The sequence below is a fragment of the Lentzea sp. JNUCC 0626 genome (assembly GCF_043632865.1).
Taxonomy (GTDB): domain Bacteria; phylum Actinomycetota; class Actinomycetes; order Mycobacteriales; family Pseudonocardiaceae; genus Lentzea.
The window spans coordinates 5,911,765-5,926,727 of the sequence record NZ_CP171635.1; the positions used below are offsets into that span (position 1 = coordinate 5,911,765).

Genomic DNA, 14,963 nt, shown 5'->3' on the forward strand with positions numbered 1-14,963 from the left:
TGTGCTCGCCGTGGGGACGAGGTGTGGGCGGCGTTCCCGACCCTCGGTGGTGTTCACCACCGAGGGGAGCTGGAGATGCGCAGGACCGGGGACAGGGTCGGGCAGTGGGTGGCGTTCGCCGTGGTGGCGGCGGCCGTGGTCATGCTGGTGGTGCTGGGGCTGACGCTCTAGCAAGCGTGGCTCGCGTGACAGCGAGGACACGAGGCCGGTGGTGGCGCTCCGCCGCCTCCACCGCCTGCTTCGCGTAGCGGATGGCCGCCTCCCGGTCGCCGAGCGCCAGGTGTGCGGCGGCGAACTGATCGAGCACGCGTGCCTCGCTCCACCAGCGGCGCGTGGTCCTCAGTTCCCGGAACCGCCTCAGGTAGCCGACCGACTCGGCGGGCCGGCCGCCGGTCAGGGCTTCGAGCGACAGAGAGAAGTACAGCGTCATCTGGCCTACGTGATCGCGTCCCTCCCTCATCGCGGCCAGCACGGCTTCGTCGTCCGGCAGGTTCGTGTACTCCCGGCAGAGCCTCGCGACGTCCCGTGCCAGCGCCCCCGCGACGGCGTGGTGGCCCATCTCGTAGCGCCACCGGGCGAAGTCGGCCAGGGCGAGCGCCTCGCCCCTGCGGTCACCGCACTCCCGGTAGCCGGCGAGCGACCGTTCCATGCAGGCCAGGCACTCGTCGTCCCGGAAGGCGTCGAAGTGCACGTGGGCGATGTTGTTCAACGTCACCGCGAGCTCGCGGACGTCACCCCGTTCCGACACGAGTTCGGCTGCTTCCAGCATGTGCGTCAAGGCCTGCTCGGTCCGCCCCAGCTCCGCGTGGTTGATGCCGATGTTGTGCAGCGCGTTGGCCACTCCGGTGGGCGCGTCCGCCTCTCGCATGAGCACGAGACCGCGTTGGAAAAGCTCCATCGACTCGTCGTAGTCCTGCCGTTCGCGCGCGATCATGCCGAGCATCCCCGTCGCCGAACCCTCGCCGCGCAGGTCGCCGATCTGCCTCATCAGGACGATCGCCTCGCGCAGGTGTTGCTCGGCCTTCGGGTTGCCGTCGTCCATGTGCGCCGCCCCCAGGCCCCGCAGCGCTGCCGCACGCGCCTTCAGGTCGCCGAGCGCGTGTGCGGCCGCGAGCGCGACGCTCTGCAGCTCGATGCGTTCGCGTCCGGATCCGCCCATCCACAGGTAGTGCGCGAACTTGTTCGGCAGTTGCCAGGCATGCTGGTAGTGCCCTTCGTACGCGGCCAGGTACACGGCGGCCCTGAGGTTGTGCCGTTCCGCCTCCTGCCACACGAGGGCCTCGACCGGGGTGGTGAACACCGGCGGGTCGACCGGCACACGGGTCACGGCGGAGTGGAACTTCGGGCGGCCGGGGGCGATCTGCCCTGCCGAGTTCTCCGCGCCGAGCAGGTAGTGGTCGAGGATCCGGACGATCGCCGCGTCCCGTTCCTCCGGCCTGACCAACGCCTTCGCGTGGTCGGCCAGCAGGTCGTGGAAGCGGTAGCGGCCGTTCTCCTTCTGCTGCAACAGGTGCGCGTCCAACAGCTCTTCCAGCAGTCGTTCGGCCTCCACCCGCGTCGAGTCGATCACGGCCGCCGCGAGGTGTGCGTCCCAGTCCTCGCCGGTGTGCAGCCCGAGCAGCCGGAACAGCCGTTGCTGCGGCGGCGTGAGTTGCTGGTACGACAACGAGAACGCACCCGCGACGCTGCGTTCGCCCGCGGCCAGTTCGGTCAGCCGGTGCTCGGACAGGCGGCGCACCAGGTCCCGCGCCGACCACGCCGGACGGGTGCGCCAGCGGGCACCGGCGATCCGGACCGCCAGCGGCAGATGGCCGCACAGCCGGACGATCTCGCGTGCCGACTCGTCGACGTTCGCGCGTCCGGAGATGCTCGCCAGCAACGCCAGTGAGTCCTCCTCGGACAGAACGTCCAACGAGATCGTGTGCGCGGCATCGAGGTCGACGAGCCGGCGTCGACTGGTCACCAGCACAAGACCGGTGCCGGGCAGCAGTGGACGGACCTGGGAGGCGCTGCCCGCGTTGTCGAGCACCACGAGTGCCTTGCGGTGCGCCATTTCCGCGCGCCACCGGGCGGCCCGCGCGTCCAGTCCGTCCGGGATGTCCTGCGCGGGCACGCCCAAAGCGGTCAGCAACGCCAGCAACGCGTCCGACGGCGTGCGCGGCTCGACGCCCTCGGTGTAGGAGTGCAGGTCCACGAACAGCTGCGCGTCCGGGAACCTCTCCGCGAGCCGATGTGCGGCGCGCACGGCCAGCGTTGTCTTGCCGATGCCCGCCATTCCGTCGATCGCGGTGATCGCGACACATCCGGACGGCACGGCGGCGATGATCTCGTCCAGGTCCTCGCCGCGGCCCGCGAAGTCGGCGATGTCGCCGGGCAGGTCGTTGCGCGCCCTCGGCCGGTTGTCCGCCGTCAGCACCTGCCGGTGCGCCTTCTGCAGGTCCTTGCCCGGGTCGAGGCCGAGTTCCTCGGCGAGCCGGCCGCGGATGTCGTCGTAGGCCTGCAACGCCTCGGTCTGCCGGTCGCAGCGGTGCAGCGCCACGATCAGCTGCGCCCACATCCGTTCCCTGGTGGGGTGCTGACTCGTCAACGACCGCAGTTCGGGCACCAGCCGCTCGTGCGCGCCGGACCGCAGATCGGCCTCGATCCGCGCCTCCAGCACCGCGAGGTACTGCTCCGTCAACGCGGGCACGTGGTCGCGTTCCAGCGCGTCGCTGCCGATGTCCGCGAACGGCCTGCCGCGCCACAACGCCAGCGCGGCACTCGGCTCCAGCGTGCCGAACCGGTGGACGTCGACCTCGTCCGGCCGCACGTCGAGCAGGTACCCGCCGGGCTTGGTCAGCACCAGGCCGGGCAACGCCTCGCGCAGCCGCCCGACCGTGGTCTGCAGGGCGTTGCGCGATCCGCCGACGAGCTCGACCAGTTCGTCGACGCCGACCACCTGGCCCGCGCGCATCAGCAACGCCGCGAGCACGACACGCCGCTTGCCGGGAGAGACGTGGACGCGGCGCCCGTCGAGCACCACGTCCAACGGCCCGAGGAGGCCGAAAGACCTCACGCCCACTGGTCCCAGTGCACCATCTCGTCGTGCGGCTTGCGCTTGCGCCGCAACGGCGAGGCGCCCTCGGAGATGCCCTCCTCGGCGGAGTGCCCGATCGCGATGACACCGATCGGCGTGTACATCTCGGGCACCCCGTACGCCTCGCGCAACGCGGGCCAGGTGTCCCTGTCCGTCCCGAAGAACACCGCGCCGAGGCCCTCGTCGACGGCGGTCTGCAGGATCAGCAGCGAGGCCATGCCGGTGTCGATGTCCCAGTAGGGCACCGGCCACCTGTCCTCGGTGAGCTCGGCGAACGCCTTGTCGGGCTCCGCGTACCGGTCGAGGTAGACCTTCTTGGCCGAGAACGGGATGACGACGAGCGGCGCGCTCTTCGCGTCCTCACCGCTCCACCACTCGAACATCTCGGAGAACTTCGTCAGCGACTCTCCCCGCAGCACCAGGAACCCCTGCCCCTGGGAGAACCCGGCCGACGGACCGCGCACGGCGTTGCGCATGATCCGCTGGACGCTCTCCTCGCTGACGGGCTCGTCGGTGAACTTGCGCACCATCCGCCGACGGCGGACCACGTCCTGGAACTCCACGTCTACCCCCAGAGTTGAGTCGACCCCGACCGTATCAGCGGCCGGGGTCACCCACCTGGAACCACTAGAGCCTGCGCAGACCGGCGAGAACGCGTTCGAGCAGCATGCCGTCGGGCCGGTCGCCGCCGAACGACGACGCCGTGCGGTGCACGTCGATCAGCCCGTGCCCGGCCATGTCGCCGAGCAGCACCTTCGTGACGCCCAGCGGAAGCCCGCGCAGGGCGGCGATCTCCGCCACCGAACGGGGCTGCGCGCACAACGCCAGCACGTCCTGGTGCTCGGGCCGGACCGCGGTGGACGAGAACTCGTTCACCGACACCAGGGTCTCGATCTCCAGGTGCACGTCGGACGTCGTGCGGCCACCGGTCCACGCGTAGGCGCGGACGATCGACGACGACGCGTCGAAGCCGGTCTCCACGGACGGCAGCGGCGGTACCGCGGGGAACGGCTGGAACGGCGCCGTCGCGTACGGATCCGGCTGCTCCGGCGGCGGTTCGGGCGCGCGCTGCGCCTTCTTCTTGCCGCGCCTGCGGATCCGTTCGCTGTCGAAGCTGAAACCGCTGATCAGGTCACCGAAGTTGACCTGATCGTCAGGCTCTCTGCTCATGCGAGCTCAGCCCGCAGTTCCGGTGTGAGCATCTGGCCCACCTGGCGCGTCACCACGGTCATCTCGTAGGCGATCTGGGCGACGTCGGCGGACGACGACGCCAGCACCGCGAGGACCGAGCCGTCGCTGATCGAGGACAGCAGCATGACGCCCCTGTCCATCTGCACGACGGTGCGGACGACCGCGTCGCCCGCGAAGACGTACGACGCCGACTCGGCGAGGGACACCACGCCCGCCACGATCGCCGCGAACTGCGGTGCGACGTGCTCGGGCAGCTTCGAGGACGAGATCAACACCAAGCCGTCCGCCGAGATCACCACGGCGTGTTCGATGCCCGGTGTGCGTTCGGCGAAGTTGGTGACCAGCCAGCCGAACTGGTCCACCTGCGTGCTCATCGACTCTCCTGGTTTTCGGGAAGGCCGCGTTGCACACCCCGCTGGAAGGCGTTGAGGAAACCTCGGGCCGATTCCGGCGACTGGCGTGCGGGTGCGGGGGGAGGTGGCGGTGCGGCGGCTTTCGTCTGCTGGAACCACGACGCCTGCTGCCGTTCGATCGCCTCCCCTCGGAAAGACTCCCAGGACTCTTCCCGTCGTGGTGCCAGTTCGGCCGGAACCAACACGATCGCGCGAGTCCCCTTACCTTGTTTGGCATCCACACGTACCACGATCTGGTGGCGTGCGGCGAGCCTGCCGACGACGAAAAGTCCCATTTCGCGGGAGACCTCGACGTCGACACCCTCCCCCGCGGCCTCGAGGCGGTGGTTCACCGCGGCGAGTGCCTCGGGGTCGATGCCGATGCCCTGGTCGACCACGTCGATCTGCACGATGTCGCCCGCCTCGATCGACGCGCTGATCGCGACCTGCGAGTTCGGGGGCGAGAACGACGTCGCGTTGTCGAGGAGTTCGGCGAGCAGGCGGACGAGGTCGCTCGCCACGTACCCGACGACCTCGGCGTTGGGCGCGGTGTGCACCATCACCCGTTGGTACTGCTCGATCTCCGCCGCCGCCGCGCGCAGCACGTCGGTGAGCGGGATCGCCTGGTGGAACCGCCGGGCCACGTCGCCGCCGGAGAGCACCATCAGGTTCTCGTTGTTGCGGCGCATGCGGGTCGCGAGGTGGTCGAGCTTGAAGAGGTTCGCCAGCTGGTCCGGGTCCTCCTCGAACTTCTCCAGCTCCTCCATCAGCCTGAGCTGGCGTTCGACGAGGCTCTGGCTGCGGCGCGAGAGGTTGACGAAGATGTTGCGCATGTTGGCGCGCATGCTCGCCTGCTCGATGACCGACTTCACGGCCTGCTGGTGCACCGCGTCGAACGCGCGCGCCACCTCGCCGAACTCCTCGGTCGTGTCGACCGGGACGGCCTCGATCTCGGTGCTGCCGCGGCCGGTCGCGACCATCTCGGGCAGCTTGGTCCACGCCACGTCGAGCGCGGAGCGGCGCAGCGCGTTCAGCGAGCGCAGCAGGTAGCGGCCGACGACGAAGCCGACCGTGGCCGCCAGGATGAGGCTGGCGAACAGGATCGCGGACGCGGTGCCGGCGGCGTCGCTGGACTCGTCGCGCAGGCGGTTCGCGGTGTTGCGCAGGTCGTCCTGCAGACCGGTGACCACGCTGTCCATCGCCGTGACGACGGCGCCGGTGGCCTTGGTCCAGTCCTGCGTCGCGATCGGCAACGGCTTGGGCCGGTTGTTCGCGTTGTTGTTGCCGGTGGCCGCGGCGTCCGAGGTCGGGTGCAGCACGGCGGCGGCCAGCATCGTGCGCTGGGCCTCGATGTCCGGGCCGCTGAAGTTCTTGCCGTAGACCTTCATCTGGTCGGGCGTCGCGAGGGCCGCGAACTCGTCCGCGATGTAGCCGAGCTTGACGTTCGACTCGACCAGCGCGCGAACCTCGGCGTTGGTGAGCTGGCCGCGGGTGAGGCCGGACAGCACGACGGCCTGCTGGTAGAGCACCTGGTCGCGGACGTGCACCACGTGGTGCAGGCCCATCGCGGTGCGCAGCAGGGCGGCGTCGCCGAACTCGCTGGCCATCACCTCGTCGACGTCGAGCAGCGAGTCGGTGAGCTCGGAGTAGATCTTGATCACCGCGGGGATGTCGTTGCTGCTGCGGTCGCGCAACACCGTCAGGTCGCCGATGCGGTTCTGGACCTCGGTGATGCGGGCGGTCACGACCTCGCTGAGAGAGGTCCTGCCGATCTGGTCGCGCAGCACCGCGCGGGCGTCGTCGGTGCGCTTGCTCTGCTCGGAGAGGGCCTCCGGACCGACGCCCTCGGCGACGATCCGCCGTTCCGCCTGCACGCCCTCGATCACGGGGATGAGGGCGGCCCGGACCTTCACGAGCCGTTGCAGCGCCGCGTAGGAGTCAGCGCGCTCGATCTGGGAGTTGATGAGCACGACGCCGGCGCCCACCGCGATGGTGACCGGAACGATCAACACCGCGGCGAGCTTCACCGGCAGGCGCCAGTTGCGCCAGTTGGCGAACTTGGTGAACATCAGACGAAGAGCTTGGCCGCGTTCAGGAAGAGCCGGTACAGCCCGTAGGCGAGGGGCAGCCCCACCCACAGCCAGGCACCGACGAGCAACAACCGCTGCTGGGAGCTCACTTCTTCACCACGCCTTCCGCGTCTTCCTTAGCGGCCGCGTCGGCCTTCTCGGCGGCTTCGGCCTCGTTCCACTTGGCGACGGTGTCGTCGTCACCCTGGGGCGACGGCTCGTCTGCCTCGACGGCGGCCTTCGGCTCGTGGAACTTCGGGTTGACCGGGCGGATCAACTCGTTCGCGACGAAACCGACGACCAGCAGCGAGATCATGATGTAGAACGACGTCGCGTACAAGTCAGGACCGGTGTGCCCGGCCTTCTTGCCGGCGTCCGCGATGGCGTTGACGATCAGCGGCCCCAGGACACCGGCCACGGACCACGCCGTGAGCAGCCGGCCGTGGATCGCGCCGACCTGGTAGGTGCCGAACAGGTCTCGCAGGTACGCGGGGACGGTCGCGAAGCCCGCGCCGTAGAACGACAGGATCACCATCGCCGCGATCACGAACAGCGGCGTGCTGGTCGAGCCGACGGTCAGCAGCACCAGGTAGAGCAGCGCGCCGACGCCGAGGTAGAGGCGGTAGATGTTCTTGCGGCCCACGATGTCCGAAGTGGACGACCAGACGAACCGGCCCGCCATGTTCGCGGCCGACAGCAGCGCGACGAAGCCGGTGGCGGCGGTCGCGGCGACCGGCGTCGAGGACTCCTTGAAGAAGTCGACCAGCATCGGGGCGGCCTTCTCCAGGATGCCGATGCCCGCGGTGACGTTGAAGCAGAGCACGACCCACAGCAGCCAGAACTGCGGCGTCTTGATCGCGTTGTTCGCGGAGACGTTGTGCGAGACCGTCGCCTTCGGCTTGTCCTTGAGCAGCGCCTCCTTCTCCGCGGTGAACTCCTTGGAGGGCAGGCGGATCAGCAGGACGCCGAGGCTCATGAAGACCGCGTACGCGACGCCGTGCACGAGGAAGGCCTGGCCGATGCCCGACGTGGTGGAGCCGAACGCCGTCAGCATCGAGGTCGACCACGGTGACGCGATCAGCGCGCCGCCGCCGAAGCCCATGATCGCGATGCCGGTCGCCATGCCCGGCCGGTCGGGGAACCACTTGATCAGCGTCGAGACCGGCGAGATGTAGCCGATGCCGAGACCGATGCCGCCGACGAGGCCGTAGCCCAGCACGACGACCCAGTACTGGCCGGCCCACACGCCGAGAGCCGAGATCAGCAGACCGGAGCAGAAGGCGATGGTGGACATCAGCATGGCCCAGCGCGGACCCCGGCGTTCCACCGTCGTGCCGAGCACGGCGGCCGAGAGCCCGAGCATGACGATGCCGAGCTGGAACGGCAGTGCGGACTGCGTTCCGGTGATGCCCAGAGATTTCTCCAACGGCGTCTTGAAGACGCTCCAGGCGTAGGCCTGACCAATGGAGAGATGAATCGCCAGAGCTGCGGGCGGAACGAGCCAGCGGTTCCATCCGGGAGGCGCGACTTGGCGTTCGCGCGCTAAGAACCCCACTTTATCCCCAACCGTCACCACTTAATGCGGACCGGCCGATCCTAGGACAGGTGCACACGTGCGACAACGGCCTTGACCAAGACTTCAGGTGTTGCACACGGTGCAACTCTTGACCGTCCACTTGACACAAACCCTGGTTCGAACCATTTGAGACGAATGGGCTCACCGGTTTTCAGTCCGGTTTCGGTCCGGTCCCGCTCCGCCATTGGTCCGGTTTCGCCCGGTTCACGGGTCTCCGGCACGTTGACTGCACACGTGAGAGCGCTACAGTGGGCCCGCACACGAGGGGCAGGGGTACATGACCAAGGCGATGAGGTCGCCTGGCGAAGCGCACCACGAGTACCGGGAAATCCGGGGTTTCGCGTCGTTCGACGACCCCGAGACTTTGTCGTACGTCGATTCCGACGGCAACCCGAAGTTCGAGGCGATTCGCCAGACCGATGAATTCCGCACTCTTCGGCGCCGTCTCACGACGTTCATCTTCCCGATGACCGCGCTTTTCCTCACGTCCTACCTGACCTTCGTGCTGCTGTCCGCGTACGCGAAAGACTTCGTCAGCACCAAGGTGATCGGCGTGATCAACCTGGGCATCCTGCTGGGTCTCGGACAGTTTGTGACTTCGATCATCATCACGCTCGGTTATGCCCGTTACGCAAAGCGACGGCTGGACCCGCAGCGGAAATTGCTGGCAGAGAAGACAGGCGTCGAGGAGTAAGGCATGCCCACCACCGGCAACCCGGTGCTGAACCTCAGCGTCTTCGCGGTGTTCGTCCTGATCACCCTCTACATCGTCTACCGCGCCTCGAGCCGCAACGTGACGGCCTCGGACTACTACGCCGCGGGCAGCTCGTTCACCGGAGCCCAGAACGGCGTCGCGCTGTCCGGCGACTTCCTGTCCGCCGCGTCGTTCCTCGGCATCTCCGGCGGCATCGCGGCCCACGGCTACGACGGCTTCCTCTACTCCGTCGGCTGGGTCGTCGCCTGGCTCGTAGGCCTCCTGCTGATCGCCGAGGGCCTGCGCAACACGGGCCGCTTCACCGTCGGCGACGTCCTGGCGTTCCGCATGCGCCAACGCCCGGTCCGCGCGGCCGCGGCCAACGCCACCCTGGTCATCTCGTTCTTCTACATGATCGCGCAGATGGCGGGCGCCGGCGGCCTGATCGCGTTGCTGCTGAACGTGACCTCGAAGTGGGGCCAGGCGATCCTGATCGCCCTCGTGGGCATGGTCATGGTGCTCTACGTGCTGGTCGGCGGCATGAAGGGCACCACCTGGGTGCAGATCATCAAGGCCGTCCTGCTGCTGCTCTGCGTGACGTTGATGAGCGTCTTCCTGCTGGGCAAGTTCGGCTTCTCGCTGTCGGCGATCATGGACCAGGCCACCGACAACAACAAGCTCGGCGACGCGGTCCTCGACCCCGGCGCCAAGTACGGCTTCAGCGCGATGTCCAAACTGGACTTCGTGTCGCTGGCCCTGTCGTTGGTGCTCGGCATCGCTTCGCTGCCGCACGTGCTGATGCGCTTCTACACCGTGCCGAACGCCTCCGAGGCGCGCCGGTCCGTGGTGTGGGCGACCTGGACGATGGTCATCTTCTACCTGTGCACGCTGGTCATCGGGTTCGGCGCGATGGCTCTCGTCGGCACGGACAAGATCGCCGCCGCTCCTGGCGGCGAGAACTCCGCCGCGCCGTTGCTGGCGTTCGAGATCGGCGGGGCGGTGCTGCTCGGTGTCGTGTCGGCGGTGGCGTTCGCGACGATCCTCGCCGTGGTGGCCGGGTTGACGTTGGCCGCTTCTGCTTCGTTCGCGCACGACGTGTACGCCAACGTGATCAAGCGCGGGAACGCCGAGCCGCGGCGGGAGATCCGGGTTGCCCGGTTGACTGCCGTGGTGGTCGGCGTGTTGTCGATCATCGGTGGGATCGCGGCCAACGGGCAGAACGTGGCGTTCCTGGTGTCGTTGGCGTTGGCGCTTGCCGCTTCGGCCAACCTGTCGACGATCCTGTACACGATCTTTTGGCGGCGGTTCAACACCGTTGGGACGTTGTGGAGCATCTACGGCGGGTTGGGGTCCTGTCTGGTGCTGATCATCTTCTCGCCGGTGATGTCCGGGGCTTCGACCTCGATCTTTCCCGGCGTTGACTTCGCTTGGTTCCCGTTGGGGAACCCCGGGTTGGTTTCGATCCCGTTCTCGTTCCTTTGCGGGTTCCTGGCGACTGTGTTGTCCAAGCGGGAGCCGGAGTTGGATGGGCGGGCGGCTGAGATGGAGGTTCGGGCGATCTCCGGGATCGGTGCCCGTACCTAGGGTTCGGCCGCTGTGGTCCGGGTGCGTGCGGTCTGTTCCTGTTCCAGAGCGGGGTGGGTTGCGTTCTGTTGGTTGGGCTGCGGTTGCGAGGGTGGTCCATCAGGCAGTGACGAAGAGCGGGGTTGCGATTGGGGCTTGACTTCGGGGCCCTTGCGAGGCGCTGGTCGGACCGGAAAGGGCCGGGCTGAAAAGCGCCCGGCCGAGCCACGAGTGGTAGCACCTCGCACCCAAAGTCAAGCCCCAATCGCCATGAGCGGCGCAAACCGGTTCCCAACCTGATAGCAGCCCGTTCGGGCTCGCCTTCGGCTTCGCCACGCCAGGACTCGTAGGTGGTGGGGTTGCGATGTCGGCTATCCGGTTGGCACCTCGCGCCTGGCCAAGACGGTGGTCGCCTTGCGTTCGCGACTGCGGTTGCGTGCGCCTAGGCCTTCGGGATGATGCCCGACTCGTGCGCGATGATCGCTGCCTGCACGCGGTTCCGGACCCCCAGCTGGCGGAAGATCGTGCTCACGTACACCTTCACGGTGCCTTCGACCACGTAGAGGCGCGCGGCGATCTCCGCGTTCGACAGGCCCGCCCCCACCAGGCCCAGCACCTCGCGCTCGCGGGCGGTCAGGACCTCGATTCGTTGCTGGGCAAGCGGTCTTGGCCTTGCGTGGGAGAGTTGGTCCACTACGCGCTTGGCCACCAGGGGTGAGAGGAACGCGCCGCCGCTTGCCACGGCGCGGACGCCCGAGATGATTTCCTGCGGGTCGCCCGTTTTCAGGACGAAGCCTGCCGCGCCCTCGGCCAGGGCTCGGGTGATGTAGGCGTCGTCGGCGAAGGTCGTGAGCATCAGGGTGCGGGTGTCCGGGTGGCACTCTTGGATCACCTTGGCCGCGTCCAGGCCGTCGAAGACCGGCATGCGGATGTCCAGGACGGCCACGTCTGGGCGGTGGCGGGCCACCAGGTCGATGGCCTGGCTGCCGTTCTCCGCCTCGGCGATCACCTCGACGTCGCCTGCGGTGGCCAGGACCGCTTTCACGCCGAACCTGACCACCGGTTCGTCGTCGGCCAGCACGACCCTGATCAACCGCTTCTCCTGACGAGCCACTGTTTTGACACGAGTCGATCATTCCGGAAGCAGAGTTGGTGCAGGTCGTGGCGGTCGCCGTCGAACGGGTTGGGGTGCGTGCTGTAGTAGCGGCACTCGGTGTTCGGGGGTGCGGTGAGGCCCAGCGGGTTGTCCACTCGGGTGCGGAGCGGGAGGTCCAGGGTGTCCTCGTCCTGCCCGAGTTGTGCCCGTTCGAACTGGGCCGGGGTCAGGACGGACGTCACGGCGTCGAACACCATGTAGCCCGGGACGCCGATGGCGATTCCTGCGCACACGACTGAGGTGATCAGCATCGTTCTGCGCGCGCTCTTGCGGATCTCCTCCTCTGTGCGTTCGCGGCGGACGTGGGTGGGGGTGGTGCTGGCGCGTGGGCGTTCTGGGAGTTTGGCTCGTACTTCGAAGCCGCCGTCGTCGGACGGGGCCGCTTCGAACCAGCCGCCTACCAGCGCCACTCGTTCGGCCAGGCCCACCAGGCCCTTGCCGCTGCCCACCGCGTGGGTGCGCGGGGCCGGGCCGTTGGTGATGCGGAGTTCCAGGTTCGCGGTCAGGGTGACGGTGACGTGGGCGCCTGGGGCGTGTTTGATCACGTTCGTCAGCGCTTCGGCCGTCACGCGGTGGACGGTGCGGGCGATGATGCCGTCGATCGCGGTTTCGCGGTGGTTGGTGAGAGCTGCGTTCAGGCCGCTTCTGGCCACTACTTCTTCCAGCGTTGCCACCGGTTCGTCCTCGTCGGCGCGCAGCACCTGCATGACGTCGGCCAGGCGTTCGGCTGCGGCGGTGACGCTCGCACGGGCCGTTTTCGCCGCTTCGCGTTGCTGGGACGTGAGGGTGGGTTCGAGTTCCAGGGCACCGGTCAGCAGGGCTGCGCGGGCCAGTTCGTGGCCGACCAGGTCGTGCATTTCGCCTGCCAGGCGGGCACGTTCGGCGTTGCGGGCGTTCTCGACGCTGCGTTCCAGCAACGCCGCGTGCTCCCAGCCGACGTCCTGGAGTTCCACGTAGCGGCGGCGGAAACGGCCGATCGTCCACGGCACCACGCCCAGCACGCCGATGCCGGACGTGACGGCCAGCGCGGTGTCCGAGCCACCGCGTTCGGTCAGCGCCACGACCACGCCGGCGATTTCCGCCAGGGTCAACGTGATCGCGGTCGCGCGCGGGTCGTGCGCGTGCCGTCCGGCGAGGAAGCTGAGCAACGCCAGGGCCGGTGCCAGCGCGAGCACACCGGTGGCGCTGTCGAACTCGACCCGCAGCAGGTAGCAGAGCAGCCAGGCGCCGAGCCCCAGGCCCAGCGCCACGGCCGGTCTGCGGGGCACGACCAGGAACGCGGCGGCGAGGATCACCAGGTACAGCAACAACTCCCAGACCGGGAGCCGGCCAGGACGGGACGTCGCCGCCGCCGCGACGACCAGTGAACCCGAGCCCGCCCACAGAACCAGCCGCAACCACACGGCACCCATCATCGCAGTCGCTGCATCACCACGGTCGGCGCCTCCTCCGGGCGCGACGCCTTCGTCGGGAGCTTCTTCTTCAGCAGCACCGCGATCGCCCACGACACCAACGCACCGAGCGCGAGCCCGGCCAGCACGTCGTGTACATAGTGGACACCCACGACCACGCGCGACGCCGCCGCCGCGATCGCGCACACCGCCGCGATCCAGCCGTAGGTGCGGTGCAGCATGAAGATCGCCATCGCGGACGCACCCGCGATCACCGAGTGGTTGCTGGGGAACGACCAGTCGTCCGGCGCGGGGCACTCCGCGATCGACGGCCTGGTGCGGCACGGCCGGTCCTCCCGCACGACCAGCTTGATCACCTCGCTGATCGCGTACGCCACCACGACCCCGGCACCGGCGAGGAACGCCCGCAGTTTGTGCTGAAACCACAGCATCAGGAACATCAGCGCGAACACACCGAGCACCGCGTCGGTGCCCACAGTCAGCCAAGTCACCCAGCCGAAACTACGAAGACGACGACCTGGGCGCCCCTGCCCTTCGGAACCGGCTGACCCTAACTTTCGACAGGGAATGCGGCGTCTGTTCGGTCCGCACCAGGCCCGGTGGTCGGGGCGCTCGCCATGCTCAGGACCAGGTCGTAATAGCCCTCCGGGTTGTCCGCCCCGGACCGCCCGTCGATCAGCTCCCGCACGACGTCGCAATGCCCGGCGTGCTGCGCCGTCTCGGCCGTGACCCGCGCGAGCAGGTGCCCGAACGTGGTGGTTCTGCGGTGTTCCGGCCACCACGGGACCGACGCGGGCGCGTCGAGCGGTAACTCCGCGATCGACGCGTCCGAGTGCTGCCAGGCCGCCCGGTAGAGATCTAAGAGGTACTCCCTGCTCTCGTCCGGCTTGGCCCACATGTCGCCGTTCTGCCAGATCGAGCCGTCCTCGACCCAGGGCAGCAACGGCGCCGGCCGGCCCGAGCTGGCGCCCAGGTAGCCGAACTCGATTCCGGTCAGGTGCTTCACCAGCCCGAGCAGGTTGGTGCCGCTGGGCACGAGCGGGCGCCGGACGTCGAACTCGCTGAGCCCCTCCAGCGAGCCGACCACCGAGTCGCGGCACTCCTGGAGGTAGTGGCGGAGGTCGTCGGCAATCATCCTCCGACCGTAGCGCCGGGGTCTGACAGTCCCACTCGTTCGTGCCGATCCAGGTCAACGCCGAATCGCTCGAATCTCGCTCAAGTTCCGCTTGAGCGCCCGTTCGTCTAGGACACAAGCTGACCTCAAGTGGTCCTAGAGTCCTTCATGTCGGGACAAACGAACGAAGGACAGAAGCGATGACCACCACCGAGATCCTCACCGGCGAGCGCGCGGACCTCCTCGAGACGCTGCGGCAGCACCGCTGGTTCCTGACGTTCACCGCGCAGGGCCTCACCGACGAGCAGGCGTCGTCGAGCCCGACCGCCAGCGCCCTGTCCATCGGCGGGCTCATCAAGCACGTCGCGTCGGTCGAGGAGAACTGGGTCAAGTTCATCGAGCACGGCACGTCGGCCATGGAGTCCGACCCCGAGTCGACGGACTACGAGAACCACGAGGCGAACTTCCGGATGGAGCCGGGCGAGACGCTCGAGAGCATCATCGCCCGCTACAACGAGGTCGCGGCCTACACCGACAAGCTGGTCGAGACGGTCGACATGGACCTGTCGCACGCGCTGCCGGCCGCGCCCTGGTTCCCCGAGGGCAAGACCTGGTCGGCCCGGCGGGTGTTCGTGCACATCGTGGCGGAGACCTCGCAGCATGCCGGGCACGCGGACATCATCCGGGAGACGATCGACGGCCAGAAGACGATGGGCTAGG

At 68.4% G+C, this 14,963-nt stretch carries 13 protein-coding genes and 1 pseudogene; 3 read left to right on the plus strand and 11 right to left on the minus strand.

Annotation, left to right across the window (positions count from 1 at the left end):
• Positions 1-139 precede the first annotated feature (139 nt).
• The 7 genes and pseudogenes from JNUCC0626_RS26605 to JNUCC0626_RS26630 all read right to left on the minus strand — a co-directional run.
• Positions 140-3,055, minus strand: coding sequence for an AfsR/SARP family transcriptional regulator (locus JNUCC0626_RS26605; RefSeq protein ID WP_394613494.1), 2,916 nt, complete (start codon positions 3,053-3,055; stop codon positions 140-142).
• On the minus strand, positions 3,052-3,639 hold the full coding sequence (locus JNUCC0626_RS26610) for a nitroreductase family protein (protein WP_394613495.1): 588 nt from the start codon (positions 3,637-3,639) through the stop codon (positions 3,052-3,054). The genes JNUCC0626_RS26605 and JNUCC0626_RS26610 overlap by 4 nt, the downstream gene beginning before the upstream one ends.
• A 64-nt stretch (positions 3,640-3,703) precedes the next feature.
• Complete coding sequence (locus tag JNUCC0626_RS26615; protein WP_394613496.1) at positions 3,704-4,246, minus strand: DUF742 domain-containing protein; 543 nt, start codon at positions 4,244-4,246, stop codon at positions 3,704-3,706.
• Positions 4,243-4,641, minus strand: coding sequence for a roadblock/LC7 domain-containing protein (locus JNUCC0626_RS26620; RefSeq protein WP_394613497.1), 399 nt, complete (start codon positions 4,639-4,641; stop codon positions 4,243-4,245). The genes JNUCC0626_RS26615 and JNUCC0626_RS26620 overlap by 4 nt, the downstream gene beginning before the upstream one ends.
• On the minus strand, positions 4,638-6,728 hold the full coding sequence (locus tag JNUCC0626_RS26625; protein WP_394613498.1) for a sensor histidine kinase: 2,091 nt from the start codon (positions 6,726-6,728) through the stop codon (positions 4,638-4,640). Before JNUCC0626_RS26625 ends, JNUCC0626_RS26620 begins: the two co-directional genes overlap by 4 nt.
• Positions 6,728-6,838 carry an MFS transporter small subunit gene (locus JNUCC0626_RS50540; protein WP_430623479.1) on the minus strand — a complete coding sequence of 37 codons (111 nt, stop codon included), beginning with the start codon at positions 6,836-6,838 and terminating at the stop codon, positions 6,728-6,730. Before JNUCC0626_RS50540 ends, JNUCC0626_RS26625 begins: the two co-directional genes overlap by 1 nt.
• A gap of 128 nt (positions 6,839-6,966) precedes the next feature.
• A pseudogene (locus JNUCC0626_RS26630) lies at positions 6,967-8,283 on the minus strand (OFA family MFS transporter); the annotation flags it as partial.
• Positions 8,284-8,581: 298 nt separating this feature from the next.
• Between JNUCC0626_RS26630 and JNUCC0626_RS26635 the strand changes: the two are divergent.
• Together JNUCC0626_RS26635 and JNUCC0626_RS26640 are read left to right on the plus strand one after the other, a co-directional pair.
• A complete protein-coding gene (locus JNUCC0626_RS26635; RefSeq protein ID WP_394613499.1) occupies positions 8,582-8,998 on the plus strand; it encodes a DUF485 domain-containing protein in 417 nt (138 codons plus the stop codon).
• 3 nt (positions 8,999-9,001) lie between these two features.
• Positions 9,002-10,582: a solute symporter family protein gene (locus JNUCC0626_RS26640; protein ID WP_394613500.1), complete on the plus strand. Its 1,581-nt coding sequence runs from the start codon at positions 9,002-9,004 to the stop codon at positions 10,580-10,582.
• A 421-nt stretch (positions 10,583-11,003) separates the two neighbouring features.
• Here JNUCC0626_RS26640 and JNUCC0626_RS26645 read toward each other — a convergent pair whose 3' ends face one another.
• The 4 genes from JNUCC0626_RS26645 to JNUCC0626_RS26660 are packed head-to-tail and all read right to left on the minus strand — an operon-like array spanning position 11,004 to position 14,264.
• A complete protein-coding gene (locus JNUCC0626_RS26645; protein WP_394613501.1) occupies positions 11,004-11,654 on the minus strand; it encodes a response regulator in 651 nt (216 codons plus the stop codon).
• Positions 11,651-13,120 (minus strand): sensor histidine kinase, encoded by a 1,470-nt coding sequence (locus tag JNUCC0626_RS26650; RefSeq protein ID WP_394613502.1) that lies wholly within the window; start codon positions 13,118-13,120, stop codon positions 11,651-11,653. Before JNUCC0626_RS26650 ends, JNUCC0626_RS26645 begins: the two co-directional genes overlap by 4 nt.
• A gap of 8 nt (positions 13,121-13,128) precedes the next feature.
• Positions 13,129-13,620, minus strand: a complete 492-nt coding sequence (locus tag JNUCC0626_RS26655) for a phosphatase PAP2 family protein (protein WP_394613503.1) — start codon at positions 13,618-13,620, stop codon at positions 13,129-13,131.
• A 59-nt stretch (positions 13,621-13,679) separates the two neighbouring features.
• Positions 13,680-14,264, minus strand: a complete 585-nt coding sequence (locus tag JNUCC0626_RS26660; protein WP_394613504.1) for a DinB family protein — start codon at positions 14,262-14,264, stop codon at positions 13,680-13,682.
• A gap of 179 nt (positions 14,265-14,443) precedes the next feature.
• Here JNUCC0626_RS26660 and JNUCC0626_RS26665 point away from each other — a divergent pair, with 179 nt between their 5' ends.
• Positions 14,444-14,962, plus strand: a complete 519-nt coding sequence (locus JNUCC0626_RS26665; RefSeq protein WP_394613505.1) for a DinB family protein — start codon at positions 14,444-14,446, stop codon at positions 14,960-14,962.
• Position 14,963: the final 1 nt, after the last annotated feature.